General features: G+C 64.2%; 11 protein-coding genes. 9 read left to right on the forward strand and 2 right to left on the reverse strand.

The window, feature by feature from the left end; all coding sequences use genetic code 11:
• Positions 1-3: 3 nt before the first annotated feature.
• The 7 genes from rsmH (at position 4) to murD (ending at position 8,912) form a co-directional block, all read left to right on the forward strand.
• The gene (gene rsmH, locus CHB75_RS01195) at positions 4-1,014 is read left to right on the forward strand and encodes a 16S rRNA (cytosine(1402)-N(4))-methyltransferase RsmH (RefSeq protein ID WP_089268687.1); all 1,011 of its coding nucleotides are present in this window, start codon (positions 4-6) and stop codon (positions 1,012-1,014) included.
• Entirely contained in the window at positions 1,014-1,361 is a 348-nt protein-coding gene (gene ftsL / locus CHB75_RS01200) for a cell division protein FtsL (protein WP_089268688.1), read from the forward strand. The genes rsmH and ftsL overlap by 1 nt, the downstream gene beginning before the upstream one ends.
• On the forward strand, positions 1,358-3,145 hold the full coding sequence (locus CHB75_RS01205) for a peptidoglycan D,D-transpeptidase FtsI family protein (RefSeq protein WP_089268689.1): 1,788 nt from the start codon (positions 1,358-1,360) through the stop codon (positions 3,143-3,145). The genes ftsL and CHB75_RS01205 overlap by 4 nt, the downstream gene beginning before the upstream one ends.
• Before the next feature lie 46 nt (positions 3,146-3,191).
• On the forward strand, positions 3,192-4,676 hold the full coding sequence (locus CHB75_RS01210) for a UDP-N-acetylmuramoyl-L-alanyl-D-glutamate--2,6-diaminopimelate ligase (protein WP_089268690.1): 1,485 nt from the start codon (positions 3,192-3,194) through the stop codon (positions 4,674-4,676).
• On the forward strand, positions 4,673-6,109 hold the full coding sequence (locus tag CHB75_RS01215; RefSeq protein ID WP_089268691.1) for a UDP-N-acetylmuramoyl-tripeptide--D-alanyl-D-alanine ligase: 1,437 nt from the start codon (positions 4,673-4,675) through the stop codon (positions 6,107-6,109). Before CHB75_RS01210 ends, CHB75_RS01215 begins: the two co-directional genes overlap by 4 nt.
• A 34-nt stretch (positions 6,110-6,143) precedes the next feature.
• The gene (mraY, locus tag CHB75_RS01220) at positions 6,144-7,226 is read left to right on the forward strand and encodes a phospho-N-acetylmuramoyl-pentapeptide-transferase (protein WP_089268692.1); all 1,083 of its coding nucleotides are present in this window, start codon (positions 6,144-6,146) and stop codon (positions 7,224-7,226) included.
• A gap of 279 nt (positions 7,227-7,505) precedes the next feature.
• On the forward strand, positions 7,506-8,912 hold the full coding sequence (gene murD / locus CHB75_RS01225; protein ID WP_089268693.1) for a UDP-N-acetylmuramoyl-L-alanine--D-glutamate ligase: 1,407 nt from the start codon (positions 7,506-7,508) through the stop codon (positions 8,910-8,912).
• Here the strand turns inward: murD and CHB75_RS01230 are convergent.
• A complete protein-coding gene (locus tag CHB75_RS01230; RefSeq protein WP_089268694.1) occupies positions 8,905-9,612 on the reverse strand; it encodes a hypothetical protein in 708 nt (235 codons plus the stop codon). The two genes, murD and CHB75_RS01230, sit on opposite strands and share 8 nt — an antisense overlap.
• A gap of 167 nt (positions 9,613-9,779) precedes the next feature.
• On the reverse strand, positions 9,780-10,964 hold the full coding sequence (locus CHB75_RS01235) for a BaiN/RdsA family NAD(P)/FAD-dependent oxidoreductase (RefSeq protein WP_089268695.1): 1,185 nt from the start codon (positions 10,962-10,964) through the stop codon (positions 9,780-9,782).
• A gap of 138 nt (positions 10,965-11,102) precedes the next feature.
• Here CHB75_RS01235 and ftsW point away from each other — a divergent pair, with 138 nt between their 5' ends.
• Positions 11,103-12,269, forward strand: a complete 1,167-nt coding sequence (gene ftsW / locus CHB75_RS01240; protein WP_089268696.1) for a putative lipid II flippase FtsW — start codon at positions 11,103-11,105, stop codon at positions 12,267-12,269.
• Positions 12,270-12,314: 45 nt separating this feature from the next.
• Positions 12,315-13,427, forward strand: coding sequence for a UDP-N-acetylglucosamine--N-acetylmuramyl-(pentapeptide) pyrophosphoryl-undecaprenol N-acetylglucosamine transferase (locus CHB75_RS01245; RefSeq protein WP_089268697.1), 1,113 nt, complete (start codon positions 12,315-12,317; stop codon positions 13,425-13,427).

Consider the following 13,427-nt stretch of genomic DNA (forward strand, 5'->3'; position numbering starts at 1 on the left):
GCGATGGCAGAGCAGACCCCAGACAAAGCCCCACATGTTCCCGTTCTACTGCGCCCGCTTTTGCGGGCTGTTGCACCTGTTGAGGGTGTCTGGATTGACGGCACCTTTGGCGCGGGCGGTTATGCGCGCGGGTTGCTGGACGCGGGTGCCGCGCAGGTCATCGGTATTGACCGTGACCCGCTGGCGCATCAGATGGCCGCACCCTGGGCGGCAGATTATGGCGACCGGCTGCGGCTGGTGCAGGCCAACTTTGCCCAGATGGATCAGGTCGCGTCGGGTGTTGACGGGGTTGTGCTGGATCTGGGTGTCAGTTCCATGCAGCTTGACCGGGCAGAGCGCGGTTTTTCCTTCATGAAGGAAGGTCCGCTGGACATGCGGATGAGCCAGGATGGCCCCTCTGCTGCTGACCTCGTGAACGAATTGGACGAGGTGGCGCTGGCCGAGATCCTGTTCGTCTATGGCGAAGAGCGCGCGTCGCGCCGGATTGCCAAGGCGATTGTGCGGTCCCGCGCGGATGCGCCGATCACCTCGACCCTGCGGCTGTCGAAACTGATCGAATCCTGCCTGCCACGGTCCAAGCCCGGGCAGAGCCATCCGGCGACCCGCAGCTTTCAGGCGCTGCGCATCGCGGTGAATGATGAATACGGCGCGCTGTTCGAAGGTCTGATGGCTGCTGAGCGCGCGTTGAAACCCGGCGGAAAACTTGCGGTGGTCACCTTCCATTCGGTCGAGGATAGGATGGTAAAACGGTTCCTGCAGGCGCGTGCCGGGCAAACCGGCAATGCCAACCGCTTTGCCCCGGTTCTGGATACAGAGCCGCCGCAGTTCGAACTGCTGACCCGCAAGGCGGTGGGGCCGGATCCCGAAGAGCTGGACGAAAACCCGCGCGCGCGGTCGGCAAAGTTGCGCGTCGCGCGGCGCACTGATGCGCCGTCTGGCGAGATTGACGCCAAATCCGTGGCCATGCCCGTGCTGACGTCTGGTGGCCCGTCCAAACCGAAGGGCGCGCGCTGATGCGGTCGCTTTTGTATGTCACCAGTTTTCTGGGCATGATCGCGCTGGCCTTCTGGGCCTATCACGAGAATTACAAGACTCAGGCGGCGATCGGCGTGGTCGAACAGTTGCAGCGCGACATCGGTGGGGCGCGTGAACGGCTGTCGGTGCTGCGGGCCGAATGGGCCTATCAGAACCGCCCGGACCGGTTGCGTGATCTGGCCGATATCAACTTTGAACGGCTGGGCCTTCTGCCGCTGGGCGCCAGTCATTTCGGGCGGGTGGATCAGATCGCCTATCCGGTTGCTCCCGAACCACCCGCCATCAGTGACGAAGATATCGTGACCACAGGAGCACAAGAGCCATGATCCGCACGCCGCTGCGTCCTCTGGCGCGTATTCTCGAAGCCCGCCAGAAGGGTGAAAACCCCGATGCGATCGTCCGCGAGAATCTGCGCATTCGGCACGAACAGATGCGCGACCGCGCCCGCAACCGCGCCGAGGGGCGGCTTTTGGTGCTGGGTGTGATGTTCTTTTGCGCCTTTTCGGTGATCGGTGTGCGGATGGGGGTTCTGGCCAATTCCGAACCATCCGAGCCGCGCGCACAGGTGGCGGGTGCGTCGATCATTGCGCAGCGCGCCGATATCGTCGACCGCCGGGGCCGTATCCTGGCGACGAACATGGACACTTACAGCCTGTACGCCCATCCCCAGCAGATGATCGACCGCGAAAAGGCGATCAAGGAGCTGGTCCGGATCTTTCCCGAGCTGAACGAGGACCGCCTGCGCAAGGATTTCAGTGGCCCGCGCAAGTTCCTGTGGGTGCGCAAGAAACTGTCGCCCGAGCAGAAGCAGGAAGTGCATGACATCGGTGAGCCCGGCCTGCTGTTCGGTCCGCGCGAGATGCGTCTTTATCCCAACGGCCACCTTGCCGCGCATGTGCTGGGCGGGTCGGGTTTCGGCCGCGAAGGCGTGCATTCCGCCGAAGTGGTCGGCACTGCGGGCATCGAGAAGTTCTTTGACGAAGAGTTGCGCAATCCGGCGCGCGAAGGTGCGGCGCTGGAGTTGTCCATCGACCTGACCATTCAGGCGGCGATGGAGCGGGTTCTGGACGGCGGCATGCGGCTGATGAACGCCAAGGGCGCGGCGGCGGTGCTTATGGATGTGCACACCGGCGAGGTGATCGCCATTTCGAGTCTGCCGGACTTTGATCCCAACGACCGCCCGGCAAACCCCACCAAGGGCAGCCCCAGTGACAGCCCGCTGTTCAACCGCGCGGTGCAGGGCGTCTATGAACTCGGCTCGACCTTCAAGATCTTTGCCGCAAGTCAGGCGATGGAGTTGGGTCTGGTGACGCCGGATACGGTGATCGACACCTCGCCGCCCTTCAAGATCGGCGGCTTCAAGATCAGCGAATTCAACGGCAAGAATTACGGCGTACAGACGGTCGAAGGCATTATGGTGCATAGTTCCAACCGGGGCACGGGCAAGATTGCCCTGGCCATCGGACCGCAGCGCCAGCAGGAGTTCCTGGAATCGCTGGGCTTTTTCAAGCCGACGGGGCTTGAGATTGTCGAGGCGGCGGGCGGCAAGCCGCTGTTGCCGAAGAAATGGACGGACCTGAGCACTGTGACGATTTCCTACGGTCACGGCCTTAGCGCCTCGCCGCTGCATCTGGCGGCGGGATATGCGGCCATCGCCAATGGCGGCCACACGGTGACGCCGACACTGCTCAAGCAGAGCAGGCCGCAACTGGGCCCGCGCGTGATGTCCGAAGCCACCGCAGCTTCCGCACGGGTCATGCTGCGCAAGGTGGTGACCGAAGGCACCGCCAGCTTTGGCGACGTGCCGGGCTATTCCGTTGGCGGCAAGACCGGTACGGCGGACAAGCCCAAGGAAAATGGCGGCGGGTATTACAAGGACAAGGTCATCGCGACCTTTGCCACGATGTTCCCGACCACGGACCCGAAATATGTGCTGATCCTGACGCTGGACGAGCCGTCCGAGAATAGCGGCGACAAGCCGCGCCGCACTGCCGGATGGACCGCCGTTCCGGTCGCGGCGGAACTGATTGGCCGGGTTGCGCCGCTTCTGGGCTTGCGCCCCGAGGTGGAACCGTTGCAACAAGCACCGATCGTGCTATCCCGTAACTAGACGGGTCTGCGGAGATCTCACGCAAATCGAAGGCTGGGGAGCTTTCATGAGCGAAGCCATCAAGACATTGAGCCAGCTGGGGCTGACCGCCCGCGGCGGACGCGACGCGCAGATCAGCGGCATTGCGGTGGACAGCCGCGAAGTAAAGCCGGGCTATCTGTTCGCCGCCCTACCGGGCACGCGTATCCACGGTGCGACGTTCATCCACTATGCGCTGAGCCTTGGGGCCGTGGCGATCCTGACGGATGCCGAGGGCGCGCGGATCGCCAGTGCCGAGCTTGCCGCGTCCGACGCCGCCTTGGTCATCGCCGCCGATCCACGCCAGACGCTGGCCTTTACCGCAGCGCTCTGGTTCGGGGCGCAGCCCGATGTGATGGTCGCCGTGACCGGCACCAACGGCAAGACATCCGTTGCAACCTTTGTGCGCAAGATCTGGCAGGAGCTTGAGTTTCCGGCGGTCAACATCGGCACAACCGGCGTCGAGGGCGACTGGCAAACGCCACTGCGTCACACCACGCCGGAACCGATCACCCTGCACCGGATTCTGGCGGGTGCCGCTGCGGCGGGTATCAATCATGCCGCGATGGAGGCGTCTTCGCACGGGCTGGCACAGCGTCGTCTGGACGGGGTGCAACTGCGCGCGGCGGGGTTCACGAATTTCACCCAGGATCATCTGGATTACCACGCCAGCTTTGAGGATTACTTTGACGCCAAGGCCGGGCTTTTCGCCCGCGTGCTGCCCGAAGATGGTGTGGCCGTGGTCAATATCGACGACGCACGCGGCGTGGATATGGCCGCCATCGCCCGTGCGCGTGGCCAGGGTCTGATCACTGTCGGTACCGCAGAGGGCGCGCATCTGTGCCTGATGGCGCAACGCTATGATGCCACGGGGCAGGATGTGCGCATTCGCTGGGATGGCCGTGTGTGGCAGATGCGGCTGGACCTGATCGGCGGCTTTCAGGCGGAAAACGTGCTGCTGGCTGCCGGGCTGGTCATTGCCTGCGGGGCGGATGTGGACCGGGTGTTCGACACCTTGCCGTTTCTTGACACCGTTCGGGGCCGGATGCAGCTGGCGGCGACGCGCGAAAACGGCGCGGCTGTTTATGTCGATTATGCCCATACCCCGGATGCGGTGGAAAAGGCGATCCGCGCCCTGCGCCCACATGTCATGGGCCGCCTTGTGGCCATCATCGGTGCCGGCGGCGACCGCGATGTCGGTAAGCGCCCGCTGATGGGGCAGGCTGCCCTTGCGGCGGCCGATATGGTCATCGTGACCGACGACAACCCGCGATCCGAAGATCCGGCGCTGATCCGCACCGCTGTCATGGCAGGTGCCCCCGGCGCGCTGGAAGTCGGTGACCGGGCCGAGGCGATCCTGCGCGGCGTCGATGCAATCGGGCCCGGCGATGCGTTGCTGATCTGCGGCAAGGGGCATGAGACGGGGCAGATCGTGGGGGAAACCGTGTTTCCCTTTGACGATGCCGAACAGGCCAGCGTGGCGGTGTCAGCGCTGGATGGGAAATTCGCATGACCCTGTGGAGTGCATCCGAGGCCGAAGCCGCCACCGGGGGATCCTCGACCATCGAGTGGCAGGCGTCGGGCGTGTCCATCGACACCCGCACTCTGCGGCGCGGCGATCTGTTTGTGGCACTCAAGGCGGCGCGCGACGGGCATGACTTTGTCGCACAGGCGCTGGAGGCCGGAGCGGCCGCCGCGCTGGTCGAACGGGTGCCCGAAGGTGTGGGCGCCGATGCGCCGCTGCTGATCGTGGATGATGTGCAGACCGCGCTTGAGGCGCTGGGGGTTGCATCCCGCGCCCGCAGCCGCGCGAAAGTCGTCGCTGTCACCGGGTCGGTCGGCAAGACCTCGACCAAGGAGATGCTGCGCAAGGTGCTGGGCGGGCAGGGCAGGACCCATGCCGCCGAGGCCAGCTATAACAACCACTGGGGTGTGCCGCTGACGCTGGCACGGATGCCACGGGATACGGAATTCGCCGTGATCGAAATCGGCATGAACCACCCCGGAGAGATCGCACCGCTGAGCCGTATGGCGCGCCCGCATGTGGCGGTGGTGACCATCGTGGCCCCGGCGCATCTGGCCGCCTTCGAGAGCCTTGAGGGCATCGCCCGGGAAAAGGCCGCGATTGTCGAGGGGCTGGAGCCCAATGGCGTGGCGATTGTGAACGGCGATCTGGACACCTCGGGCATCCTGATCGACGCGGCACGTAAAAAGGGCGCCAAGGTCGTGACCTTTGGTGAAAAGCGCAGCAATCACCACCGGGTCAGCGATCTGCGGATCGGAGATCAGGCGACTGTTGTGCAGGGGCGGGCCTGGCGCACGCCGGTCCTTTACAAGATTTCTGTGCCGGGGCGGCATTTTGCCGTCAACGCCATGGCGGTGGTGGCGGTTGCGGGCGCGCTGGGGCTGGACCGCGCGACGGCGCTGGCCGATCTGGGGCGCTGGACGCCCGGCGCCGGGCGCGGCATGCGCGAAGTCATCGCCATGGATGCGGTCGAAACGCAGATGACCTTCGAGCTGATCGACGACGCCTATAACGCCAACCCCGCATCGATGGCCGCAGCGCTTGAGGTGCTGGCGGCGGCAGAGGTGCATCACGATCTGGGCCGGGTCAGCAAGGGCCGACGGATCGCCTATCTGGGCGACATGAAAGAGTTGGGCCAATCCGAGGCAGAACTGCATGCGGCGCTGGCCGGGCAGACGGCGATGAAGGCAATCGACGTGGTGCACTGCGTCGGCCCCCTGATGAAAAATCTGTACGAGGCGTTGCCGACCGAAAAGCGTGGACGCTGGAGCGAGACAAGCGCGCAGATGTCCGAAGCGGTGCGCCATGATCTGGACGCCGGCGATGTGGTTCTGGTCAAGGCATCGCTGAGCATGGGGCTGGGCCGTGTGGTTGACGTGATCCGCAAAATGCGCCAAGGCGCGGGATTGACCGACGCCTGAGGGCGCACGAGCACGTGAAAAAGGAAAGAATGACATGCTGTATTGGCTGACCGGATTGTCGGATGGCGGGGATTTCTTTAACCTTTTCAGGTATATCACCTTTCGCGCCGGTGGGGCCTTCATGACCGCGCTGGTGTTCGGGTTCATCTTTGGCCAGCCGCTGATCAACGTCCTGCGCCGCACACAGGGCAAGGGCCAGCCGATCCGATCCGATGGCCCCGAGGGGCATTTCATCAAGGCCGGCACGCCCACGATGGGTGGGCTGCTGATCGTCGGCGCGCTGCTGACCTCGACCCTGCTGTGGGCGCGGCTGGACAACCCGTTCGTGTGGATGGTGCTGTTCGTGACCATGTCCTTTGCCGCCATCGGTTTTGCCGATGACTATGCCAAGGTGCGCAAGCAAAGCTCGGCCGGTGTGTCTGGGCGGGTGCGGCTGCTGCTTGGGTTCCTGATTGCCGGCATCGCCGCCTACTGGGCGTCGCTCTATCATCCGGCTGAGCTGACCAACCAGCTGGCGCTGCCGGTGTTCAAGAATACGCTGATCAATCTGGGCTGGTTCTTTATCCCGTTTTCGATGTTCGTGATCGTTGGCGCGGCCAATGCCGTGAACCTGACCGACGGCCTTGACGGGCTGGCCATCATGCCGGTGATGATCGCGGGCGGCACGCTGGGTGTGATTGCCTATGCCGTCGGGCGGGTGGACTTCACCGAGTATCTGGATGTGCATTATGTGCCCGGCACCGGCGAGATCCTGATCTTTTCTGCCGCGCTTATCGGCGGCGGCCTGGGGTTCCTGTGGTACAACGCGCCACCGGCGGCGGTGTTCATGGGTGACACCGGATCGCTGGCCCTGGGGGGCGCGCTGGGGGCGATCGCGGTGGCCACCAAGCACGAGATCGTGCTGGGCATCGTCGGCGGGTTGTTCGTGGTCGAGGCGCTGTCGGTGATCATTCAGGTGCTTTATTTCAAGCGCACCGGAAAGCGCGTGTTCCTGATGGCGCCGATCCATCACCATTATGAAAAGAAGGGCTGGGCCGAGCCGACAATCGTGATCCGGTTCTGGATCATCTCGCTGATCCTTGCCATCATCGGCCTTGCGACGCTGAAGGTCCGCTGATCCGGTTCATGGCTTGATCCGGCGGAGCGCGCCTCACGGCGCGCGCTGGTTGTCTCGTTGTCGTCGTGCCTCCTCCGCCTCGGCGCCTCTGGCTGGTGTGACGCGCCGCATCGTTTGATCGGCTTGTGGCCTGGGTGGTTTCGGGGGTGGTTTCGGGGGCGCGGCCCCCGTCGCCTGATCGGCGCCCCCTGGGATATTTTCGGTCAGATGAAATAGGGTGGCTCTGGCAACGCTGGGCGGGATCGGTTAGCGCTGGAGCAACTGTTTCGAGGGGACATCATGATACCGGTTCAGGGTTTTGAAGGGCAAAGCGTCGCCGTGCTGGGGCTTGGGCGGTCTGGAATGTCGGCGGCGCGGGCGCTTGTTGCGGGTGGTGCGGTGCCGGTCTGCTGGGACGACAGCCCCGAGGCGCGCGACCGTGCGGCGGGCGAGGGGTTCGAGCTGCGTGACCTGACCCGGCCCGGTGCCTTTGAGGATATCGCCAGCCTGATGGTCAGCCCGGGTATCCCGCATCTGTATCCTGCTCCGAACCCGGTGATTTCTGCCGCATGGGCGGCGGGGGTGCCGGTGGACAATGACATCGGGGTCTTCTTCCGGTCGCTCGCCCTGTCGGGTTGGGACCAGTACGACGTGACGCCGCGGGTTGTGGCCATCACCGGATCAAACGGGAAATCCACCACCTCGGCACTGATCCATCACATTCTGAGCGAGGCGGGACGCGAAAGCCAGCTGGCCGGCAATATCGGGCGCGGGGTGCTGGACATCGACCCGCCCGGTGAGGCTGGTGTCGTGGTGCTTGAGCTGAGTTCCTATCAGACCGACCTTGCCCGGTCGTTGACGCCGGATGTGGCGGTGTTCACCAACCTGTCCCCCGATCATCTGGACCGGCACGGCGGATTGGGCGGATATTTCGCGGCCAAGCGGCGGCTGTTTGCCGAAGGTGGCCCGGACCGTGCGGTAATCGGCGTGGACGAACCCGAGGGCCAGTACCTTGTCAATCAGCTGAGCGAGGGGCCGGGGGATGACCGGGTGATCCGCGTGTCGTCAGGCCAGAAGCTGGGCGGGCCGGGCTGGGATGTCTTTGTGCACAAGGGGTTCCTGAGCGAGTGGCGCAAGGGGCGGCAGGTCGCATCCATTGATCTGCGCGGCGTGAAGGGGGTGCCCGGCGCGCATAACCATCAGAATGCCTGTGCCGCCTTTGCGGTTTGTCGGACGCTTGGTATGGGGCCGCGGCAGATCGAGGCGGCGCTGCATAGCTTTCAGGGGTTGCCGCATCGCAGCCAGATCGTGGCCGAGGCAGGTGGCGTGACCTACGTCAACGACTCCAAGGCGACGAATGTCGATTCGGCCGTGAAGGCGCTGCTGGCTTTTGACAACATCCGCTGGATCTGTGGCGGGTTGCAGAAGGATGGCGGGCTGGCGGGGCTGGCCCCGGGGCTGGGCCACGTGCGCAAGGCCTATGTCATCGGACGCGAGGCGGCGGGATTTGCGCTTGGCCTTGGCGGGGTGGAGGCAGAGGTCTGCACCACGATGCAGGCCGCCGTCAGCCGGGCCATGGCGGATGCAGAGCCGGGTGATGTGGTGCTGCTTGCGCCTGCGGCGGCGAGTTTCGATCAGTATGACAATTTCGAGCAGCGCGGCGATGATTTCACCGCGCTGGTGCGTGGCGGTCTGGGTCTTAGCTGACCACCGGACCCGGACGGTGGTGGATGGATTTGCGCAGCGGCGCCAGCAGGTTCATGTAGAGGGCCTGAGGATGCACCACGCCCAGTTGCGCGGGGATTTCGGGCAGATCCAGGATCTTGGCGATGGCAAACCGGTGCATGCCGCCGCTGGCCCGCAGAAAGGTGCCATCCCTGCCCAGATGGATCAGAATGCCACCATGTTCGCGGCGGAAATATTCGGGCATTTCGGCACGGGTCAGTAATCGGCCCAGACGCTGGACATCTTCAAAGACGCGGTCCAGCGCGGCATAGCGGGCCAGCACATCTTCGCGGGTGGCACATCCGTCGGGGGTATGACCTTTGGAAATGGCGCGCATGAGGCTGTCGTAGAGTGGCGTCTGTTCCCACGGAACCCCCTCGACAAAATGCATCCGGGAACTGTCAAGCTTCAGGTGGCTCTCAAGACTGTAGCGTTGCAGATCCCAGTCGCCATCCACCACACGCCCGCTTTCGTGGCGCCGCAGGGGGCGTTTGCCGGCATCCTTGGCGTAGCCGTAGATCACGTCGCGGGGCCGCACATAGATGCATTCATCCGAAAGCGGCGCATCGGGTCCATAAAGCACACGATTCCACCAATCACGCAGCGCCTTGCGCGGCACATGCGCCTCGATCGTGCGACCCAGGTTCAAGGGGTGCAGGGTGGGGTGATCGGCAAAGGACATCGGAACGCCGTATGTGAAGAACAGATAGCAGTTATATGACGTTTTCTTGACGTTTCAAGATCCGTGCCGCGCGACGCGGTGTTCAGCGGTGCTATTGCGACACGGGATGAATCTGCGTCGGTTGGGGCGCTGGACGTAGACGGGGGCAGTCGCGCGCCCGCCCGACCTCAGCCCGCTGCCGCGCGGATCGCCGTGCCGGCCGCAAAGCCCGACGACCACGCCCACTGAAAGTTGTAGCCGCCCAGCCAGCCGGTCACATCGACTGCTTCGCCGATGAAATAGAGCCCCGGCACGGTCTTTGACATCATCGTCGTCGACGACAGCCCGTCGGTGTCGACGCCCCCCAGGGTCACTTCGGCGGTGCGGTAGCCTTCGGATCCGCCGGGGATCAGCACCCAGCGGTTGAGGGCGTTGGCCAGCGCGTCGATGCGGCTGTCGGACAGGTCGCCAAGATTGCCCTTGAAATCCATCGTCTGGCCCAGATGTTCGACCAGCCGTGTGGGCAGATGATGGCCCAGTTCGGTGGTCAGGGCGCGTCGGCCTTCGACCTTTCGTTTGTCGCGCAGGATTTGCGCCAGCGGGGTCGCGGGCAGCAGGTCAACTTCGATGCTGTCGGATTCGCGCCAATAGCTTGAGATTTGCAGGATCGCCGGTCCGGACAGCCCGCGATGGGTGAACAGCATCGCCTCGTCGAAATGGGTGGCGCCGTGATGGACGCGCACGGGCAGAGCGACACCGGCAAGCGGGGTGAAACGGTCTTCGGCAAAGGTCAGCGGCACCAGCCCGGGACGGGTTTCGGTCACCGCCATGTCGAACTGCCGCGCGATGTCATAGGCAAGGCCGGTGGCGCCCATTTTGGGAATCGATTTGCCCCCGGTGGCGACCACCAGATTGTCCGCCGTCACCTGAGTAGTCTTGCCGTCCTTCTCGATCACGGCGGCAAAGCCTGTGTCGGTCTTGCGCAGATCCTTCAGGCTGGTCTGGAGCCAGAGCTGCGCACCCACCGCCTCGGTCTCGGCCAGCAGCATGGCGACGATGTCCTTGGCCGAGCGGTCGCAGAACAACTGGCCCAGCGTCTTTTCATGCCAGGGGATGTTGTGACGCTGAACCAGATCCAGAAAATCCCACTGGGTGTACCGGCTGAGCGCGGATTTGTGGAAATGCGGATTACCGCCCAGGAAGTTGGGGAAATCGCAGTGCATGTTGGTGAAATTGCAGCGCCCGCCGCCCGAGATGCGGATTTTTTCGCCGGGTGCGCGGGCGTGGTCGATCAGCAGCGTGCCGCGCCCGGCATGGGCCGCCGCCATGAGGCCGGCCGCCCCGGCACCAAGGATAAGGGTCGTCACTTTCATGGCGCCGAATAGCCACGTCGCGGCCCGGCACGCAAGGGCGGGGCGCGTCTTTCCTCTGGCTTGGGTACTTCGAATTCGCTACACTTGACCTCAGACCCGGAAAACCGGGCGTTTTGAGGCAGTTTTGGCGGTACTTACATGACCGAGATGGTTTACGGCACGGTTTCCGTGCGTGACAGCGAACCTGTGTTGCCCAAATGGTGGCGCACAGTCGATAAATGGTCCCTGTCCTGCATCCTGATGCTGTTCGGGATCGGGATTCTTCTGGGCCTTGCCGCGTCGCCCCCGCTGGCGGAACGCAACAACCTTGACCCGTTCTATTACGTTCAGCGACAGGCGTTTTTCGGCGGTCTTGCGCTGACGGCGATGTTCCTGACCTCGCTCGCCTCGCCGGTCATGGTGCGCCGCCTTGCGGTCATCGGATTTCTTATCGCGTTTGTCGCGCTGGCGATGCTGCCGTTTCTGGGCACGGATTTTGGCAAGGGCGCCATTCGCTGGTATTCGCTGGGGTTCGCCTCTGTTCAGCCCAGTGAATTCCTCAAGCCCGGTTTTGTCGTCGTGGCCGCGTGGATGATGGCCGCCAGCCAGGAAATCAACGGCCCTCCGGGCAAATTGTGGTCCTTTGCGCTGGCAGTCGCCATCGTGCTGATGCTGGCGATGCAGCCCGATTTCGGTCAGGCCTGTCTTGTGCTGTTCGGCTGGGGTGTGATGTATTTCGTGGCCGGCGCGCCGATCCTGCTGCTGATGGGCATGGCCGGGCTGGTCGTGTTCGGGGGCAGCATTGCCTATGAACATTCCGAACACTTTGCCCGCCGTATCGACGGCTTCCTGTCCCCCGAAATCGATCCGAACACCCAGATGGGATATGCCACCAACGCCATTCAGGAAGGCGGCTTTTTCGGGGTCGGCGTGGGCGAGGGGCAGGTGAAGTGGTCGCTGCCGGACGCGCACACCGATTTCATCATCGCCGTCGCAGCCGAGGAATACGGCCTTGTGCTGGTGCTTTGCATCCTTGCGATCTATGCCGCCATCGTCGTGCGGTCGCTGATCCGGCTGATGCGGGAACGCGATCCGTTCATCCGTCTGGCGGGCACCGGTCTGGCCTGCATGTTCGGCGTTCAGGCAATGATCAACATGGGCGTCGCCGTGCGCCTGCTGCCGGCCAAGGGCATGACCCTGCCATTCATCAGCTACGGCGGGTCCTCGCTCATCGCGGGTGGAATTGCCGTCGGGATGCTACTGGCCTTTACACGGGTGCGCCCGCAGGGTGAAATTGGCGACATTCTAAGGGGGAGAACCCGGTGAACACTACATTGAACAAGGCCCCGCACGGTGCCTGCCGGTTGGGTCATGGCTGAGCAGGCAAAACCGCCGCTGCTGGTGATCGCGGCCGGCGGGACGGGCGGGCACATGTTTCCGGCGCAGGCACTGGCCGAGCTGATGTTGCGGCGCGGCTGGCGGGTCAAGCTGTCCACCGACGCACGCGGCGCGCGCTACACCGGCGGATTTCCCCATTCGGTCGAGATCGAGCAGGTGGCCTCGGCCACCTTTGCCCGTGGCGGGCTGCTGGCCAAACTGGCCGTGCCGTTCCGCGTCGCGATGGGTGTCCTTAGCACGGCGGTGCGGATGTACCGCGACCGGCCTGCCGTTGTGGTCGGTTTTGGCGGTTATCCCAGCATTCCGGCACTTGGCGCGGCTGTGCTGCTGGGCCTGCCGCGGATGATCCATGAACAGAACGGCGTTCTGGGCCGGGTGAATCAGATCTTTTCCAAACGGGTGGATATCGTCGCATGCGGCACCTGGCCCACGGTTCTGCCTGATGGGGTCGAGGGCGTGCATGTCGGCAACCCGGTGCGTATGTCGGTCCATGACCGGGCCGGGGCGTCCTACATCCCCCCTGGGCATTATCCCATGTCGATCCTCGTGATCGGCGGGTCGCAAGGCGCACGCATCCTGTCGGATGTGGTGCCCCCCGCCATTGCAGGCCTGCCGATGGAGGCGCTGCGGCATCTGCGCGTCGCCCATCAGGCCCGCGACGAAGACGGAGAACGTGTGGCGACCTACTATGCCGAACACGGCATCAACGCCGAGGTGCTGCCGTTTTTCCACGATATCCCTGCCCGGATGAGCGAGGCGCAGCTGGTCATTTCCCGCTCCGGTGCGTCATCGGTCGCAGATATCAGCGTGATCGGGCGGCCCTCGATCCTTATCCCCTTTGCCGCTGCGGCCAGTGATCATCAGACCGCCAATGCCCGTGGTCTGGTCGACGCCGGTGCCGCGATCCGTATTCCCGAAGCCAGACTGACCGTCGAATCTCTGTCAGAGGCGATCCTGGCGGTGCTGGACAACCCGGACGGCGCTGTGCAAATGGCGGGGGCTGCCCTGTCCGAAGGCCGCCCCGACGCGGCAACCGACCTTGCCAATATCGTCCAGGAACTGGCCCTGCAGGAGCCAAAAGTATGA

Source organism: Puniceibacterium sediminis (assembly GCF_900188035.1).
In the GTDB taxonomy this organism is placed as follows: Bacteria; Pseudomonadota; Alphaproteobacteria; order Rhodobacterales; family Rhodobacteraceae; genus Puniceibacterium; species Puniceibacterium sediminis.